Here is an 18681-nt window from a genome sequence, read left to right as displayed (position 1 = left end):
CGGCTAGACCACCGTGATCGTCTTGGTGCGCGTGGAGCTGCCCCGAACGTAGCGCACCTTGAACACCTTCGTGGACGAGATCCCGAAGTAGAGCTGCATGGCCTGGGCGTCGTCGGTCAGATCCTTGCCGTTGACGTGGGTGATCTTGTCGCCGCTGCGAAAGCCGAGCTGGGCCACCGCGCTGCCGGGCTTGACCGTCCGCAGCTTGTAGCCGCTGAACACGTCGTCGCGGATCGCCGGGACCACGTCGGCCTGGGCCTGCAGCTTGGTGGGCGAGCCGACCATGCTGTTCCAGTAGGCCTTGTCGATCGTGCAATTGTCCTCGCTCGAGCAGCGCGCCACCGCCTTGCTGCCGCCCGAGCCCGAGCCCGAGCCCGAGCCCGAGCCCGAGCCCGAGCCGCCTGCACTCGTACCACCGCCGCTGTTGCTGCCGCCCCCCGCGGTCGACGGACGCGAGGGCGACGACGGCGACGACGGCAATGAGGGACGCGGGGACGAGCCCCCCGAGCCGACGCTGGATCCCGAGCCACCACCATCCCCGCTGCCCCGCAGGGGATCCTCGTCGACCGGATCGACCATCGCCAGCCCGCCATCGCCGGTCGCGAGCGGAGTCCCGGCGCCGGCTCGCGTGGGATCGAGCAGCGTCTGCCAGACCATGCCCCCCATCAGGCGATACGCCAGGGTGATCGACACGTCGTCGCGAAACACGGTGACGGTGATCTGGTTCTCGCCGCGGCGCAGCGCCTCGTCGGACCACCCGGCCTCGGCCGTGGACACGCCGTTGACCTCCTGCACGATGTCGCCCTCTCGTAGCCCCAGGCGGGCGAACGGGCTGTCAGGCGGCAGCGGACCCACGCGATAGCCGGTCGCGGGCCGAGCGGGATCGGGCTCCGCGGCGCGCCACGCCATGAACGGCGAAGGCGTCCGGCGCAGGTGCTCGACCATCAGCGCGGCCACGTAGGCGTCGACGCGATAGGTGCTGCCCCCCTCGGACGGCGCCTGGATCGCGCCGTCGAGCACGCCCACGAGCACCGAAACGGGAGTCGGCGTGGGGGCCGGGGCGGTTGTCGACGCTTCGGGCGAGGCCGTGGCGGGCGGGGATGCCTTGGCCTCGGTGGGCGCGGGCTCCTTGGACGTCAGCGCATCGCAGCCGGGCACGGCCGCGGCACAGGCCCCTGCGAGCAGCCATGATGCCCACGCCCTCCACACCGGCTCGCCCCTCGGGCCTCGATCACGCTGGGTGCTCATGATGAGCGAGCATGCCATCAGCCGAGCCGCTGGTGCTGCCGCTCGTGCCGTCGGGACCGCTCAGCAGGCGCTCGCTGAGCTGGACCGCGCGCTCGAGCACGGCCTGCGCCTCGTCTTCCCGGCAGGACGCCCGCAGCACGGCCACCTGTGCCTCCAGGATTTCCACCAGTTCCGGGTGCTCGGCGCCGACCGCCCGCTGCCGCAGCTCGAGGGCGAGACCCAGGCTGCGCTCGGCCGCGCCCAGGCGTCCTCGCGCCAGCAAGGCCTCGCCCAGCGCGAGGTGGGCATCGGACATCCGCGGGTGATCGGCACCCAGGCTGGCCTCGAGCACGGTCAGGCTCAGCCGGGCGGTTCGCTCGGCCTCCACGGTCTCGGAGCGCGCCGCGTGGAGGCGAGCCGCGACCGAGAGGATGCCCGCCATCCGCGGGTGATCGGAGCCCAGGCAGCGGCCCGCCAGCTCCTGCGCCTCACGGACGTGTCGTTGACCCTCGCGGATCTTGCCCTGACGTCGCCGTAGCTCGGCCAGGCTCTCGTGCAGCGCGCTGGCCACGGCCGCCGCCCCCTCGCGCGCACGACCCAGCGCCTCGAGGGCAGCGCGTCCTAGCGCCTCGGCATCGTCGTAGCGCCGCTGGCAGCGGGCGAGCCAGCCCATGTCGACCAGCAGCGCCGCACGCTGGACTGCCTCGTCGGCGTCGACCGAGCGCTGATCGGCCTCGCCGTAGAGCGCCTGCGCCTGCTCGTACTCACCCAGCGTCACGGCCACCGCGGCTTGCCCCCGCAGCACCTCGATCCACAGCCCGTCGCCCACCGGCTCGAGCGGAGCCACGGCCAGGCGCATCGCGATCATGCGGGCGCGCTCGAAGCAGACACGCGCCTCGTCGTAGCGCCCGCGCTCGTAGATCGTCCAGCCCAGTCCCAGCAGGCTATAGGCCACCGCGCGATCGAGCCCGCCCGAGGTCGACGCGGTGGCCGGGCCCGGCTCGCGATAGGGCGAGCGCCCCTGCCCCGGCCGCCTGCGAGGGCGCTGCGCCTGCTCGAGGACCATGTCGCGGAACTGCTCGTGCACCGACAGTCCCTCGCGAAACAGCACCTCGGCCTCGGCGTAGTGCCCCGCGTGATGCTCGACCCACGCCAGGTCGTCGAGCAGCGAGCGCACGGTGTTGTCGTCGGCGCCAGGAGCATCCCCCACCAGGTCGAGCGCCCGGCGGCACAGCTGCTGGGCGCGGGCGTGGTCGCCCTGTCGCGAGCAGTGGTGCGCCACCCGTCGCATCAGCCACGCGACGTGCCCGGCCCACGGCGCGGGCACGCGATCGTCGAGCCCTCGCAGCAGCTCCTCGAGATAGCGTCCCGCGCGAGCGTGGTCGTGCAGCATCGAGTTGACCGCCGCCAGGCTGTAGTAGTTGACCAGCAGCTCCGGCGCGGCCGGGGGCAGCTCGCGCTCGGCCAGGGCCAGGGAGCGCTCGTACAGCGCCCGTGCCTCGCGATAGCGACCATCGACCAGCCGCGCATCGCCTTCGTCGCGCAGGCTCAGCACCGCCGAGCCGCTGCGTCCCGCCCCGCGCCAGGCAAAGCCCAGCGTGGTGATGGCCGCCGTCATCAGCATGGTCAGGCCCAGCAGGGGCTGTCCCGCCTGCAGCGCCATCATGAACAGACCCAGCAGCATCAGCGTGACGGGGATGCGATAGAGCGCAGCGGGACGGGCCCGAATCCCGATCGGGACCAGGGCTCGCCGCATGCCCATGCTGCTCCCCGTCTCGCTCACGCTCCAACCAGTTTGGCAGAATTCGGCCCGCGTCGGAAACGAACCGTGGTCGATCCGGCCCAAGCCGCGACCCGTGGCGCTGGGCTCGCCCGAGCGAACGGCGATCGCCTCGTGCTGGGCGAGCCCGGTGGCCCAATTGCCCAGGGCAGCCGGCCCGGCCTCGGGCCCCCCGACCGACCGCGAGCCTGCTACCGTGCTCGACATCGTGGCGGCGCTGCTCTCAGCTCTCTACTGGCTGCTCGTGGTGGCCATCGCCGCGATCATGTTCCCGGTGGCGGTCCTGGTGTGGGCGATCACCGCGCCGTTCGATCGACGCAAGGTGGTGCTGCACGCCCTCACCAACTTCTGGGCCAGCCTCTACACCTGGTTGAACCCCGTGTGGACGGTCCAGGTCCGAGGACGCGAGCGCATCGAGCCCGGCCGCACCTACGTGATGGTGGCCAATCACCTCTCGGTCGTCGACATCTTCGTGGTGCACCGGCTGTGGCGGCACTTCAAGTGGGTCTCGAAGATCGAGAACTTCTCGCTGCCCTTCATCGGCTGGAACATGCGCCTCAACGGCTACGTGCCGGTGCGTCGGGGGCAGCGGGCCAGCGTGGTCGAGATGTTCGAGCGCTGCCGTCGGGTGCTCGCGGACGGCTCGAGCCTGGTGATCTTCCCCGAGGGCACGCGTGGGTGGCCCGAGAAGATGAAGCCGTGGAAGCCCGGGGCGTTCGAGCTGGCCAAGGAGCTCGACATGCCCGTGCTGCCGATCGCGATCCAGGGCACGGCAACGGCACTACCGGCCAAGGGCGTGAGGATCGGGGCGGCACGGATGCGGATGACGTTGCTGCCGGCGATCGGGGTGGAGCAGGTGCGGGGGTTGACGGTGGAGGAGCTGACGGAGCTCGCGCGGGGGAAGGTGGGGGGGTTCATGGAGGCGGAGCCCTGGCCACCACCGGGGGCGGGGTGAATGGGATCGTGATTTTGCGTATCGACAGTCCCGCGGATGAGAGCTTGGCACAGTCCCAGACCGTTTCGGAGTCCTCGACATGTCACCTGGCTTTCAAGAGTTCCACCAATCCACGATACCGATCGAGGTTCTTGGTGTCGGCCGTGAGCAAGCAGAGCCCCTCCACGTCGGCTTGAGCGATCAGCAAGCGGTCGAAAGGATCACGATGGTCTGGGAACACCGGGAGCGTCGACACGCGCAGCACATGCGCGTTGTGGATCGGCAGAGCCCTCACGCCTTGCCGATCCAGACACCGAGGCACGTAGATGGCAGGAGCTTCGGGTAGCGGGAGCTTGCCGAGACTCCACTTGATCGAGACTTCCCAAACACTGGCCGACGAGAGCAGCAGCTCATGGCCGGGATCTTCGAGGATCGCTCGCACCGCAGGCGCGAACATCCCGGGTGAGGCCTGCATCCACAGCCAGCAGTGAGTATCGAGCAACAGCTTCACGAGCCGAACGCCTCTAGCACGGCATCAGGTAGAGGATCGTCGAAGTCTTCGGGCACGTCGAACAGGCCGGCATCCTGACCGAGGATTCGACGGGGAGGCTGGAGCAGAACGAGCCTGACCTCGAGCTCGCCATCGGACAGCACGACCTCCTCTCCTCGTCGGACCTGATCCACGAGCTCACGAAGCCGAGCCGCAGCCTCCTCGAGTGCGACCCTCGTCGCTTGACCTCGCTTGGGCGTTTGGTCTGCCGCTCCGGCTGCACTCATGCCAGAAGCCTAGCACCTGCTCGCGTTCTACGCGCGATGCTCCGCAATCGACACGAGAGTTCCACGGGCGTTCCATCGCCGGGGAAGGGCGGGTACGGAGATCTAGCCGGCCCTTGCGCAGTTCGAACCCCATCCGCCCCCTCGTGCGTACACCGCCCCCACGGCGAGGAGCGAGCGATCATGAAGCTGAGCGCAGTACTTTGGCTGTCGTTGTTGGGCATGGGGGTCAGCTCGGCCACCGTCGCCTGGCTCACCCCGCAGGCCTCGGCCTCCCGCCCCTCCCCGGGCGCCGCGGCCCCCTCGCTCACCCCGTCGTCCTCCCCCCAAACCGCCGTCACCGCCCCCGGCCTCCCACCGGACCCACCCCCCACCGCCTCCCCGAGCTTCACCGTCGACGGCCCGCTCCGCCTCGAGGCCCGCCTCGGCCACGCCTCCCTCCCCGGCGCCGAGGGAGGCGAGACGTTCGTGATGGTCGAGGTCGCGGCCCCCACCGACACCACGGGGCAGGCGCGTGCCCCCGTCAACCTCTCGATCGTGATCGACCGCTCGGGCTCGATGAAGGGCCAGCGGCTCACCAACGCGATCGCGGCCGCCCGCGGCATGCTGGCGCGCCTTCGCCCCGATGACACCGTCTCCCTGGTCGCCTACGACGACCGCGCCGAGCTGCTCATCGCCCCCACGCCCGTCGATCGCCTCGACGCCTTCGTCTTCGAGCGCACGCTCTCGAGCCTGCGCGGGCGCGGCCACACCTGCATGTCGTGCGGCCTCGACATGGCGCTCACCCAGGTGCGTCGCCGCTCGGGTGCCGTCAACCGCGTGCTCCTGCTCAGCGATGGCGTGGCCAACCGCGGGCTCACCTCCGTGGAGGACTTCCGCATCATCGGCGACCAGGCCCGCCGCGAGCAGACCGCGGTGGCCTCGATCGGCGTCGACCTCGACTACGACGAGCGCCCGCTGTTCGCGGTCTCACAGGCCTCCAACGGCAACCACTACTTCGTCGAGAACCCCGCGGGCCTGCCCGCGGTGTTCGAGCGCGAGGCCGAGAGCCTGGTGAGCACCATCGCCGATCGCGTCGACGTGGACGTGATGCTCGCCCCCGGGGTCGAGCTGCTCGACGTCGTCGCCCGGGGCCACCGTCGCGAGGGCGACCGGGTGGCACTGTCGTTCGGCACGCTGAACGCAGGCGAGGATCGCAGCGCGGTGCTCCGCGTGCGGCTGCCTGCGGGCCACGGCGCCGCGCCCGTGGCCGACGTACGCCTGGCCTATCGCGATCTCATCGAGAGCCGCGACCGACGAGCCGACGGCGAGCTGTCGCTGGTGCTCGACCCCGAGCGCGACGAGCTCGCCGCCCTCGACGTTCGCGTGGAAGAGCGGCTCGGTCGCAAGAACACCCTCGACGCGCTGCTGCTCGCCAACGAGGCGTTCGCCAGCGGCGACCTCGCCGGAGCCCAGCGGCAGCTCGAGGCAGCCAAGGCGGAGATCGAGCAGCGACGCACCCGCACCGCCGCCACCCCCACCGCCGCCCCCGGCACCGCAATCGACGACGGCTTCCAGCAGCAACTCGACGCCCTCGGCCGCGCCCAGTCGAGCTTCGACGAGGCGGCCGAGGAGGCGCCCGCCCCCAAGGCGGCCGCCAAGAGCTCCAAGGGCAAGAAGGCGCTCAAGCTCAACGCGGCGGTCGCCAACCCGTTCGGTTGAGCGAGCCAGCAGCGGCATGAATTGCGAGCGCCCGGGATCGAGACGATTCCCGGGCGCTCGTGCGTGGTGCCGTCACCGACTACCGCGGCGGGCGAACCCAGCTCACCGCCCACACCTTGGCGTCGCGCAGGTCGAGCGTCAGCTGCAGCAACGAGGCAACCGCATGCGCCGTCTCCGGCCCGGCCACCGCCGCCAGCTCCTCCACCGCCGCGCGCATGCCCAGCGAGACCCCGCCCGCCTGCACCTGTCCAAAGCTGGTGATGAGATCGCGGATCGTCGGCTCGCCCGGATACACCTCGAGCGCCGCGTCCTCGTCCACGCCGCCGAGCTTGCGCGCCTGTGCGACCGCCTCCTGCAATCCGCCGATCTCGTCCACGAGCCCGCGCTCCTTGGCGTCCACGCCCGTCCACACGCGCCCCTGGGCGATCTCGTGCACCGCGTCGCGCTCCATCGTGCGCCCGGCCGCCACGTGGCCCAGGAACACCTCGTAGATGGTCTCCATCCAGCCGCGCACCAGCTCGCGCTCGTCGTCGGTCCACGGGGTCATGGGCGAGCCCATCAGCGCCCGCTGGCCGCGGTGCACCTCGTAGGTCTTGATGCCGATCGACTCGAGCGCCGGACCCAGCACCATCTTGCCGCCCACCACCCCGATCGAGCCGGTCAGCGTGTTGGCGTTGGCGTAGATCTCGTCGGCCCCGCAGGAGATGTAGTAGCCGCCCGATGCCGCCACGCCGCCCATCGACACCACGAACGGCTTGCCCGCCGCCTTGACCTCCTCCACCGCGTGCCAGATCTGCTCGGAGGCCAGCGCGCTGCCGCCGGGCGAATTGACGCGCATCACCACCGCCTTGACGTTCTCGTCGCGCGCCAGCGCCCGCAGGGTGGCCACCAGCGTGCGCGAGGCGATCTCCTGCCGCGCCCCCACCGTGCCGTTGCCCTTGCCATCGATCACGTTGCCCACCGCGTACACCACCGCCACGTGCGGACCGCTCGGGCGCTCGGGGGGCAGCAGGCCCAAGAACCGCTGCAGCGCGCCGAAGTCGGCCAGCGCATCGTCCTTCTTCTTGTGCTTCTTCCACGCCACGTCGCCGGTCGCCTTGGCCAGGTAGGCCTCCCAGGTGGCGACCTCGTCGGCGAGCTTGGTCTCCACCGCACGGGATCCCATCACCATGCCCTGGTCGATCGCGGCCTTGGCCGCGGCCTCGTCGACGCCGCGTCCCTCCACCATGCCGGCCACCATGGTGTCGTAGCTGCGCGCCACGATCGCATCGAGCGTCTGCATCATCTCGGGCGACGGCTCCTCGCGGGTCAGCGGCTCGGCCGCGCCCTTGAACGCGCCGATGTGCAGGAAGTCGGTCTGCACCCCGAGCTTGTCGAGCAGCCCCTTGACGTGCACCGGCGTGGCCGCGGGTCCCGGGATCTCCAGATCGCCCAACGGCGACAGGGCCAGCTCGTCGCACGCGGTCAGCAGGTAGTAGCTGGCGTTGCCCGAACCCTCGGTGTGGCAGCGCACCGGCCGGGCCCCGTCGCCCTTGAACGCCAGCAGGTGCCGGCGCAGTTCCTCGGCGGTGGCCATGTCGAGCGACAAGCCGTTGACCCGCAACACCAGGCCCTTGACGTTGGCGTCGGCGGCCGACTCGTGCAGCGCATTGGTGATCTCGTGCAGGGGCTTGCCCATGCCGCCGCCGCTCAGCAGATCGAACGACTGCAGTTCGTCGATCGAGCCCTCGAGCTCCATCACCACGTGGTACGGCTTGCCGTCCTCGTAGTCGGGCGACTGCCGGGGCTCCTCGTAGGGCCCGGGCTTGTCGAGCCCCGCGGTGAAGAACTTGGCCATGGGCGGCAGGCCCATCGGCGACGCCTCGTCTTCGGACGAGCCACCGTCCTCGCTCGGGGTCTGCTTGGAATCCTGGGGGGCGCCGTCGTCGGCGGGGGTCTTGCAGCCAACGGCGAGGCTTGCCAGCACGGCGATGCGGAGGAGCTTGGACATCATGGTGGTTTCGTTCCTACGACGTGGAAGGTGAGGGGCTCGAGAGCACACCCGGCAGCGAGCGTCTACCAGACCCAGCAGGGCCGCGGGAGGTGACAGCCGCCTCGCGGGAGACCTCACGCGCTCGAGATCGGCGTTGAACGCCGTCATCGACCGAACGAAGGCGACCAGCGCTTGCCTGGAGATTCCGGGCCAGCGAGATCGCGCGCGTTGCGCAGTCGGATTTGGACGGCGAATGGAAGCCACGGATGAGATCGGCTCGGCACCAACGCCGTCGCTTCTTCTCTCTCTCCTCCTCGGCCGGTCCCGACGCAGCCGGCGTACTGCCCCTTCCCGCGCTGTTAGATTCACGGAACCGTGCCCGCACCCCCCACCGTCGAGTCCAGGCTCGGCCGGATCATCGAAGGTCGCTATCGCCTCGATGCCGTGCTCGGCACCGGCGGCTTCGGGGCCGTGTATCGCGCTCGCCACCTCGAGCTCGACCACGACGTCGCGATCAAGCTCCTGCACGAGGGCGTCGACGCGAGCACGGCCAAGCGTCTGACCCGCGAGGCCAAGGTGCTCGCACGCCTCGACCACCCCAATTGCGCACGGGTCATGGACTTCGGCACCGAGGGCGGCACTACCTACCTCGTGATGGAGCTGATCGATGGGCGGCCCCTGGGCACGATGCTCGGCGAGCCGTGGCCGCCGCGCCGCGCCGTGGACACCGCGCTGGAGCTGCTCGCCGGGCTCGGCCATGCCCACCAGCTCGGGCTGGTGCATCGCGATCTCAAGCCCGCCAACGTGCTGCTCGCAGAGCGCCCGGGCGGGGGCTCGACCGTCAGGATCATCGACTTCGGGATCGTCACGATTGCGGCCGGCGAGCAGCTCGCCTCGTTCACCGAGCAGCTCACCGCGACCGGAGCCATCATCGGTACGCCGCGCTACATGTCGCCCGAGCAGCTGCTCGGGGCCAAGGTCGACGCACGCAGCGACCTCTATGCGTTGGGGCTGATCCTCTACGAGATGCTCACCGGGCACGCGGCCTTCGAGGCCGGCGACGTTCGCTACCTGGCCTACATGCACGCGGTGGCCCCGACGCCCTTGCTGCCCGACGGCGTGCCCGACGAGCTCGCCGCACTGGTCGGACGGCTGCTGGCCAAGAAGCCCGAGCAGCGGCCGACCACGACCGCAGACGTACGCCAGCACCTGCTCGCGCTGCGCCCCTCGCTGCCCGATGCGCCTCCCGGGGTCACCGCCGGGCCGGCTACGACCGCCAACTCGGAGCCGCGCGCGGCCGAGGAGCTCTCGGTCGGCCCCCGGGCTCGCGTGGGCCGCTACTCGTTGCTGCGCGAGCTGGGCCACGGGGCCACGGGCACGGTCTACCTCGGTTGGGACGAGACGCTCGATCGCCAGGTCGCCGTCAAGCTGCTGCGCCCGAGCCCGGCTCACCTCCGCGCTGGCGAGCGAATGCTGCGGGAGGCACGAGGCCTCGCTCGCGTCGCTCACGAGAACGTCGTTGCGGTGTACGAGTTCGGCTCGCACCAAGGGCAGCTGTTCGTCGCCATGGAGCACGTCCGCGGCCGCACGCTGCGAGCGTGGCGGGACGAGGGCTCGCGGCCGTGGACCGACACGCTCGCGCGGCTGCTCGAGGCCGGTCGCGGGCTCGCGGCCGTACACGCGGCGGGGCTGGTGCACCGCGACTTCAAGCCCGACAACGTGCTCGTCGGAGACGACGAGCGCGCCCGCGTGGTCGACTTCGGGCTCGTGCGCGCGGCCTCACCGGCGTTCGAAATGGTCGACAAGCTCGCGCCGGAGCTCGGCGACACCAAGGACGAGGCCAGCACGTCGACCCCCCGCCACGTCGATCCGCTGAAGGCCAAGCTCACGCGCACCGGGGCGATCATCGGCACGCCGGCCTACATGGCGCTCGAGCAGCTCGCTGGCCAGCACGTCGACGCGCGCAGCGATCAATTCGCGTTCTGCGTGGTCGCCTACGAGGCGCTGTACGGCCAGCGGCCGTTCGTCGGGCGCTCGCTCGAGGACCTGGCGGCCAAGCTGGCGGCCGGGCACCTGCAGCCGCGACCCGATGGCAGCCTCGTACCGCGCAGGGTCGACGAGGTGCTCGCGCGGGGCCTGCAGGTGGTGCCGGGCTCGCGGTGGGACGGCATGAGTTCGCTGCTCGACGCGCTCGAGCGGGCCGCCGGGGTTGGTCGCGGCTGGTCGACCCGACGATCGCTGGCCGGCGGCGGGGCGGGGCTGTTGCTGCTGGTGGGGGCCGCGTGGGCGCTCGCTTCCGCGGACGAGACCACTGCGCCCGAGCCGACCCGCGGTGTGGCCACGACCGTGCCCACACACGACCAGCCGCCCCTGCCGACTCCGGCGCTCGAGCGCACGCAGGCCCTGCTCGCACGAGCGCGACCCGATCATGCCGAGTCGTGGCGCGATGCGATCGAGCTGGGTGCCCGCCACCGCGACGCGATGACCCCCGAGATCCGCGCGAGCCTGCACGCGGTCGCGGGGGCCATGCACGAGAGCCAGTCGCTGCGGGATCTGGGGCCGGCCGTCGTACAGGCGTGGTCGCCCGCGGCTCCGGTGCTCGCGCTCGGGCGACGCGACGGAGGGATCGCGCTGTGGGATGTCGACGCGCGCGCACCCATGCGGGCTCTCGAGCACGCCGGGCCGCTGGTCTCGCCAAGCTTTTCCCGCGACGGCGCGCTGCTGGTCGCACGCGAGGGAGAACAGCGTGCGGTCCTGTGGCACGTCTCGACTGGGACCAAGCTCGGCGCGATCGAGCAGGCGGGGCTGCGGCAGGCCGTGTTCGTGGCCGACACGCAGCAATTGATGATCGCCAGCGACGAGGGCGTGTCGCGCTGGGGACTCGTACGCGGGCGCGAGCTCGAGCGCACGGCCGTGGCAAGCGAGGATCCCACCGTGGTGGGGCTCGCGAGCGTCGACGAGCAAGTGATGCTGCTGTCCTCTCGAGGGCGGGTGAGCCGGTGGACGACGGAGAGCGAGCCGCTCGTGCACGTGGACCTGCAAGGGTTCGAGGAACGTGCGGAGCAGATCCTGGTGCTCGCTCCCGATGCCACGCGTGTCGTACGAACGAGCGCGTTGGGCCTCGAGCTGTGGGACGCGCTCTCGGGTACGAGCATCGCGACCCGGATTTCCGAGCCGGCCACGATCGTCGGGGTCGAATTCTCCGACGACTCGCGCACGCTGGCCGTGATGCTCCGTGGGCGGGCGCCGCTGCTGCTCGATACCAGCACCGCTGCGCCGCGGGTCACGATGCCGAGCCGCGCCGAGGTGCTCGCGCTCGCCTTCGACCCGGCCGAGGATCGGCTGCTCGCGCTCCGGGACGATGGTGTGATCGAGCGCGTGGTGCTCGGCTCGGGGCACGTGAGCGACCACTTCGTGGGGCCGGCCCCGGGGGCTCGCATGTTGGCCATCGACTCCACGGGATCGTGGCTGTCGGTGATCGGCGAGGACGGGACCGCAGCGGTGTGGGCGACCGGCAGCGTGGCGAGCTCCGACGACGGCGAGTCCGCGGCCTTCTTCGCATCGCTCGCCGAAGGGCGAGGGCCGACGATCGACGCCCAAGGCCACGTGCGAGGGTCTTCTGGTGAGTCGATCGCGATCCTCGCGCCCGAAGGGCCGGTCACCGCGGTCGCGCTGTCCCCCGATGCGAGCACCATCGCGACCGCGAGCGGAGCCTGGCCGACGCGCGTCGAGCTGTGGACGCGACAGGGCCAACGCACGCACACGCTCGAGGTCGACGGCGAGCTGCGGGTGCTCGCGTTCTCGGCCGATGGCGCACGGCTGGCGTGCGCAGGCGCGGGTCCGCGGGTGGAGATCTGCTCGGTCGCCGATGCCACGGCGGTGATCGAGCTGCGAACGACCGAGACCGAGATCGGTACGCTCGCGTTCTCTCCCGATGGCACGCGGCTGGCGGTGGGCGGTCACGAGGTCCACCTGTGGCAGCTCGACACCGGCTTCGACCTCGCCATGCTCGCACCGGCGCGAGCGCCCGTGGCCGCGCTGGGCTTCGCGCCCGATGGTCGGCAGCTGGGGATTGCCTACGAGGACGGCACGCGGGTCATTCGATGGGTCGACGAGCAGGTCTTGCTCGCCGAGCTGTGTCGAGTGGGTGCGGCGGTGGTCGATGCGGGGGCCTGCGAGGGAGTGCTCGGCCAGACGCAGGAATAGCGCATCGACGTCGAGCCCAGTCCGCGGTCTGCGACCTCCCCGCAGTTTACGGGGGTGGGGAATGGGCGCGACCATGAGCGTGGGAATGTCCGACGCGCAGGAGGTCGCGAGCTCGATCATCCGAGTGGAGGGGCCTGGCACCGTGACCGAGCCAGAGCGGCCCGGCGTCGGCCTACCGCTCCGGATCGGTCGCTATCGCGTGCTGCGGGTGCTCGGCGAGGGCGGCATGGGCATCGTCTACGCGGCCTACGACGACGAGCTCGCACGGGCGGTGGCGGTCAAGCTGCTGCGTGGATCTGGCTCGAGCGCGAGCACATCCGGCCGCGAACGCATGCGTCGCGAGGCGCAGGCGATGGCCCAGCTCTCGCATCCCAACGTGGTGCAGATCCACGACGTCGGCGAGGACGGGGGCGAGCTGTACCTGACGATGGAGCTCGTTCGCGGCCAGACCCTCGACGCCTGGCTGGCCGAGCTGGGGCCCGCACGCGTGCGAGCGCAGCGGTGGCGGGAGATCCTCGAGGTGTTCGTGGCGGCGGGGCGTGGGCTCGCGGCTGCGCACGCGGCCGGGCTGGTGCACCGCGACTTCAAGCCGGGCAACGTGCTGGTGGGCGAGGGGACGGTCAAGGTGGGTGACTTCGGGCTCGCGCGTGGGGACGGTGATGGCGAGCTCGCGGAGGTCGAAGATGCGAAGGTCGAGGGCGAGAGGGTCGAGCCCAAGCCGAGCTCGCACAAGCTGGCCGAGCGCATGACGGAGACGGGAGCGGTGGTCGGCACGCCGGCCTACCTCGCGCCCGAGCAGCTCATCGGGCGGGGGATCTCTGCGGCGAGCGACCAGTTCTCGTTCTGCGTGGCGTTGTACGAGGCGCTGTTCGGGCAGCGACCCTTTGCGGGGGAGGACATGCGCACGCTCTCGGCCAGCCTGCTCACGGGGCAGCGGCGAAGCCCTCCGGCAGGCCTGGCGGTGCCGAGCTGGGTGGTCGCGGTGATCGATCGGGGGCTGGACCGCGAGCCCGGCGAGCGCTGGCCCAGCATGGATGCGTTGCTCGCGGCGCTGCTCGATGATCCGGCGCGGAGGCGACGGCGGAGGCTCGTGCTGGGGGTCTCGGCGCTCGCCGTCGTTGTCACTGCGAGCGCCCTTGGCATTCGCGAGGCGCGGCATCGCAGCGAGTGCGAGGCGCTGGGCTCGGCGCTCGACGAGCGCTGGAACGAAGAGGAACGGCAGCGCATCGACGATGCGTTCGTCCAGGCGAGCGAGCCGATGGGCGCCGAGTCGTGGGCACGGGTGCAGCCGAAGATCGGCGCGTGGGCGGAGGCCTGGCGGGAGGCTCGCATGGACGCCTGCGACGACGCGCGCAGCGACCCCGAGCGCGCGCAGCAGACCGCGGCCTGCCTCGAGCACGAGCGCTGGGAGCTCGAGGCGCTGCTCGACGTGTTCGGGGAGGCGGACCGGACGACGGTGATGCAGGCGGTGGAGGCCGTGGCCGAGCTGCCGGAGGTGGAGCGCTGCGACGATCTCACCTGGCTCGCGAGCGATGCCTCGCTGCGGGCCGATGGACTTGGGGAGGCGAGCGTGGGGATCGCACTGCGACGCGATCTCGCCAGGGTACTGGCGCTCGAGCGAGCCGGGCGCTTCGACGAGGCGCTCGCGCTCGCGAAGGGCTCGGTCGAATCGGCGCGGGGGCTCGGTGATCCGGTGGTCGAGGCCGAGGCCCTGGCCAAGCTCGGTGGGATCCGCTGGCGCATGTCCGACTTTGCCAGCGCCGAGCAGGACCTGCTCGCGGCGCACTTCCTGGCCGGCCGCGTCGAGCACGATCGCGTGGCCTATGCGACGGCCCGGGATCTGTCGTGGGTCGTGGGGGCACGGCTCGCGCGACCGAAGGAGGGACGGGTGTGGCTCGAGCATGCGCGCATGAACCTCGTGCGTAGTGGTGGCGATCCCGAGACCGAGCCCGACGTGTTCGAGCGGCTCGGGGAGCTCGAGGATGCCGAGGGACACTATGCCGAGGCGCTCGCCGAGCACGAGCATGCACTGGCGCTGCGCGAGCAGCAGCTTGGTAGCGAGCACCCCGCGGTTGCCGAGTCGCTGCTGGCCGTCGGGAAATTCCAGGCTGCAATGGGCGACGAGCGAGCGCTCGCTACGCTCGAGCGGGCGCGAGACCTCGCCGTGGCCGCGCTCGGGCCCGAGCATCCGACGGTGGCGGTCGTCGACAACGAGATCGGGGTCGCGCTGTATGGCCATGATCGTCTGGACGAAAGTCTCGTCGTCTTTCGTCGCGCGCTGACGATCCGCGAGCGGGTACTTGGACCCAACGAGCCAGGCCTAGCCCGCATCCTCAGCAGTCTCGCGGTGGTGCAGCAGGCACGTGGAGAGCTGCTGGAATCGTTGATCTTGCTCGAGCAGGCGACCGAGCTCCTCGAGCGGGAGCTCGGGCACGAGCACCCCGACACACTCAGGGCAAGAAGCAACCTCGCCTCCGCCAAGGCCGAGCTGGGCCAAGTCGACGAGGCGATCGAGAGCCTACGGGACACGCTGTCGATCGCCGAGCGCGTCCTCACCCTCGACGATCCATTGCTTACGGCCGTACTCGCCAACCTCGCCTACTATCTCGACCTGCGCGGTGATCATGCCGAGGCGCTTCCCTCGTTGCGCCGCGTGCTCGCGCTCGACGAGGCCCGCCTCGGACCCGTGCACCCCGAGATTGCCAGGAGGCTCGTCAACCTCGCCAAGTCCGAGCTGGCCGCTGGCGAGCACGAAGCGGCGCTCACCAGCGCGCGCCGAGCCGTGACCCTCAGCGAGGTTGCACTACCGGCCAACGCCCTCGATGTTGCCGCAGCGCACGATGGCCTCGCCCTCGTGCTGCTCGGACTCGATCGCGCCGACGAGGCGATCGAGCAGCACGGTCGAGCGGTGGCAATCAGCGCGGCCGCAGGCGAGGCTCCTCGCGATCCCCGTGACCTCGCCGGCTTGCGAGCGGAGCTGGTACGCCTGCGCGTTGGGGCCACGCCAACCCCGCCGCACGACGACCTCAGCCCGAAGACTCCCTGAGCCGCGCGCCCGGGTTGCCGAACAACACCATGCCAGCCCAGGAGATGTCACCCAGGCCGGCGTCACCACGCCGCACTGCCCAGATCTTGCGCACACGCATTCGTGCCCGCTGGAGCGCGATGCCGATGGTCCGATCCTCGAGCAGCAGTAGACGATAGAACTCGTTGGCGAGCAAGCGCGCCGAGTCGTCGTGGATCCTCCATAGCGGCGCCACGTAGGCCCCCACTCCAGCGCGGATGCATGCCTCCGCCATGCCATGCACGTTGCCGTGATACTGACTTGGTGCCGCGTCGTCGATCAGGCCCGCGCTGCATGCATTGGCATAGACCAGCCACGGCGGCGCACCGCACGACGACAAGGTGCTGCTCAGCTCCCTGCCGGTCAGCCAACCATCACTTAGCAACCAGCCGCTCTGGTCGAGGGTGTTCGCGAACTTCCCGTGGCCGGCAAAGTGTAGCACGTCGTACCTACCACTGCGCAGGCGTTGACGCAGCACGGTGCGAGTCAGCGTCTCCTGGATCGACACGTCGCATTCGATTGCGACGACGCGTCGAAGCTCTTCGGTCAACCTTTCGCACAACTGCTGAACCTCTCGACCCTCCATGCGTGCCCCAGGGAGTTCGCTTCCTTGGTTCGTGATCGGGTCGGCGACGACCAACACGCGAATCACCTTCGGATCGCGCTTCACCGCAGGCGCGCCGCCGTCCGTCCACATCTGACGTCCCACGGCGAAGCGCTCGGCGAGCATCTCCAGGCCACTGCCCGAGGCATGGATGGGCAGCTGCATCAGCTCCCATGGCAGTGGCATCAGCTCGCGCGGCAACTGGAGCGCGAGATGGGCCTCGCGACAACGACCGGTCCCGAGCAGGATCTCGCGCTGACGCTCGAGCTCCCCGCGGAGGCGGCCGAGAACGTCCTCCGCGAGCCCGGCACCGAGCCCTTCGACGTACTCGAAGCCCTGACCCGAAGCCATGGAGCCCGACATCACGTACCCGAGCCCTTCGAGGGAATCGCGCACGTGCTCGAGGTTGGCGAAGCTGCGCTGGGCGATCAATGTCGCTCGAGATTCGCTCGACGTCAGACGCAGCTCGTAGCCGTCCTGGTCTTGCTCGATCGAGAGGCTCATCGATGGCGGCGCCCCGAGAGGAACGAAGTAGTGAGCAGCGCCCGGCTCGTGGACCAATCGCTCCAGCTGCTCGTGGCGCGGCTGGCTCGGACCGTAGGCGAGGCCCATCGAGATCAGCCGCCAGTACGGCTGCGAGTCGGGACCGCGGAGCAGGCGCGCCGCCGTGAGCAGGGCGTGTAGCGCCACGTCTTGGTTGAAGCTCAGGCTGCGATAGTCCCTGGGCAGACGGGGCGCCACGCTGATGCGTAGACGTGAGCCTGGACCGGATGGTGAGCGATCGGTCGTGAAACTGGGTGCAATCCACAGTGGTGCGCCACTCTCCGCGCATGCATCCTCGGACCCCGAGATCCAGTTGTATAGCTGGCCCCAGTCGTCGTGCAGATCACGCGTGGTCGCGGTGCCCTTCCCTTGCCGAAAGAACGGCATGAACCCCTCCACCTGCACCCTGTTGATCCACTCCAGCAGGCTGGGAGCACCTTCGGCGGCTCGCGTCGCCGCGAGGACCAGCTCGTCGTCCAGTGCGTCGTACATCCGATGGCATAGCCGATCGAGCAGACGGCACAAGCCTCCGAGGTGGCGCAGGTCGATGGCTTGCAGCGCAACGGCGGGAGCCTCGTCGGGTTCGGGCAAGGCGACGTACTTGGCCAGACGCACGGCCACATCGCGACGCCATACCTGCTCGAGCGCTGGGATGGAGTTCGTCGTGGTCTCGAGCGCGTCGGCGGCACGCTGCTCGCAACGGCCCACGGCCTCGTCCACCCTCTGGGTGAGCCATTGGGTCGTGACTGGCTGGGCTTCAGGGACCGTGGCCATCAGCACGTACGCGACATCTCGCAGCTCATAGGCATTCTCGACGCGTAGCAGCTCGGGATCGTCGAACACGAGCTGCGCAAGCGGGCCACGGTGGCGATGGCCAAGCGCCCCCCGAAGACACCGTGCCAGCGCCACGACCGGCAGCGACGCTCCGTCGGAGAGCGTGACGCTGCCCGGGCGCCTGGCGTCCCACTTGCCACGAATGACGAGGGTGACGTGGCGAGCGTCGTGGCACTCGAGAAACTGCCTCGAAAAGCGCGCGAAGTCTCGCGCAGGCTCGACGTCCCCGTCTCGGGCCGGGTCGGGGTACTCGAGCACGAGGCCAGCCCGCGCGGGAGCCATCCGTTCGAGGCGCTGCGCTCGACGGGTACTGGCCGTCAAGGTCCGCATGTCTTCGAGCGTGCGCCGTGCGACAGCAACGTCGGAGGAGCCACCGATGGCGTCGACCAAGCGGGTCCAGGCCGAATCGGAACCGAGGTGCATTCCTGGGCCATCAAGGCCGATGCCGAGCTGGCCTTCCCCAGGGGAGGGTGCGATGACCGTCGCGGCGGCGCACGCCTCGACCGTGGTGGCCCGGTCGTCGTCGATGGTCTTCAGCTTCGTAGTCAGGGTCGCGAGATCGCCACCCCGACTCTGATTCCATGCCTCCCCGAATCCACGCCGTACGGGCGAGTCATCGGCGGGAACCAGGCTCGCGAAATCGTCGAGCGCGGCGAGCAAGGCCGGGGCGCCCGAGCTGCGCAGCCCCACGAGGTCGGCACTGTGGCCGGCCGCTTCGATGGCCTTCGCGGCCAGCGGCTCCGACCCGAGGTCGGCCTGCCTGCGGAGAGCCTCGAGCAGTACCGTGAGCGGCAGACCCGAGCCCCCAAGGGACCTTCGTGCACCCATGAGCACCGCCGTACGCGGCGCGAGTCGGCGCAGCGCAGCGAGCTGTAGGAGATCGCGGTCGTCGCTGACGAGCAGATCGACCTGGTGGCCATCGAGGGCAGACACCAACGCATCGATCCGTCGAGTGGTCGGATCGACATCGGCCGGACCGACATCGTCGAGGCCACCGGAGAGAGTATTCGTCGAGGTCTTGGTCTTCATCGCTGCCACCACC

General features: G+C 70.5%; 10 protein-coding genes. 4 read left to right on the top strand and 6 right to left on the bottom strand.

Annotated elements, in window-relative coordinates; translation table 11 throughout:
* Positions 1-3 precede the first annotated feature (3 nt).
* Together OEB96_RS18940 and OEB96_RS18935 are read right to left on the bottom strand one after the other, a co-directional pair.
* Positions 4-1248 (bottom strand): PDZ domain-containing protein, encoded by a 1245-nt coding sequence (locus OEB96_RS18940; protein WP_266217576.1) that lies wholly within the window; start codon positions 1246-1248, stop codon positions 4-6.
* Positions 1232-3010: a tetratricopeptide repeat protein gene (locus OEB96_RS18935; RefSeq protein ID WP_266217574.1), complete on the bottom strand. Its 1779-nt coding sequence runs from the start codon at positions 3008-3010 to the stop codon at positions 1232-1234. Before OEB96_RS18935 ends, OEB96_RS18940 begins: the two co-directional genes overlap by 17 nt.
* Positions 3011-3203: 193 nt before the next feature.
* On the opposite strand from OEB96_RS18935, the gene OEB96_RS18930 reads away from it, so the two are divergent.
* Positions 3204-3962, top strand: coding sequence for a lysophospholipid acyltransferase family protein (locus OEB96_RS18930; protein ID WP_266217572.1), 759 nt, complete (start codon positions 3204-3206; stop codon positions 3960-3962).
* A gap of 82 nt (positions 3963-4044) precedes the next feature.
* Here the strand turns inward: OEB96_RS18930 and OEB96_RS18925 are convergent, their stop codons facing one another.
* Together OEB96_RS18925 and OEB96_RS18920 are read right to left on the bottom strand one after the other, a co-directional pair.
* The gene (locus OEB96_RS18925) at positions 4045-4452 is read right to left on the bottom strand and encodes a type II toxin-antitoxin system VapC family toxin (RefSeq protein WP_266217570.1); all 408 of its coding nucleotides are present in this window, start codon (positions 4450-4452) and stop codon (positions 4045-4047) included.
* Complete coding sequence (locus OEB96_RS18920; protein ID WP_266217568.1) at positions 4449-4625, bottom strand: hypothetical protein; 177 nt, start codon at positions 4623-4625, stop codon at positions 4449-4451. Before OEB96_RS18920 ends, OEB96_RS18925 begins: the two co-directional genes overlap by 4 nt.
* Positions 4626-4898: 273 nt before the next feature.
* Between OEB96_RS18920 and OEB96_RS18915 the strand changes: the two genes are divergently transcribed.
* Positions 4899-6416, top strand: coding sequence for a vWA domain-containing protein (locus OEB96_RS18915; protein ID WP_266217567.1), 1518 nt, complete (start codon positions 4899-4901; stop codon positions 6414-6416).
* Between the two features lie 79 nt (positions 6417-6495).
* Here the strand turns inward: OEB96_RS18915 and sppA are convergent, their stop codons facing one another.
* Entirely contained in the window at positions 6496-8409 is a 1914-nt protein-coding gene (gene sppA, locus OEB96_RS18910; RefSeq protein WP_266217565.1) for a signal peptide peptidase SppA, read from the bottom strand.
* Between the two features lie 354 nt (positions 8410-8763).
* Between sppA and OEB96_RS18905 the strand changes: the two genes are divergently transcribed.
* Both OEB96_RS18905 and OEB96_RS18900 read left to right on the top strand, forming a co-directional pair.
* The gene (locus tag OEB96_RS18905) at positions 8764-12594 is read left to right on the top strand and encodes a WD40 repeat domain-containing serine/threonine protein kinase (RefSeq protein ID WP_266217563.1); all 3831 of its coding nucleotides are present in this window, start codon (positions 8764-8766) and stop codon (positions 12592-12594) included.
* A 73-nt stretch (positions 12595-12667) separates the two neighbouring features.
* The gene (locus OEB96_RS18900) at positions 12668-15640 is read left to right on the top strand and encodes a serine/threonine-protein kinase (protein ID WP_266217561.1); all 2973 of its coding nucleotides are present in this window, start codon (positions 12668-12670) and stop codon (positions 15638-15640) included.
* Here OEB96_RS18900 and OEB96_RS18895 read toward each other — a convergent pair.
* The gene (locus OEB96_RS18895) at positions 15621-18668 is read right to left on the bottom strand and encodes a CHAT domain-containing protein (protein ID WP_266217559.1); all 3048 of its coding nucleotides are present in this window, start codon (positions 18666-18668) and stop codon (positions 15621-15623) included. The two genes, OEB96_RS18900 and OEB96_RS18895, sit on opposite strands and share 20 nt — an antisense overlap.
* Positions 18669-18681 lie beyond the last annotated feature (13 nt).

This window comes from Paraliomyxa miuraensis (genome assembly GCF_026337845.1).
In the GTDB taxonomy this organism is placed as follows: Bacteria; Myxococcota_A; Polyangia; order Nannocystales; family Nannocystaceae; genus Paraliomyxa; species Paraliomyxa miuraensis.
Note: the sequence above shows the minus strand (reverse complement) of the source record. Positions and strands in the feature narration are given on the sequence as shown.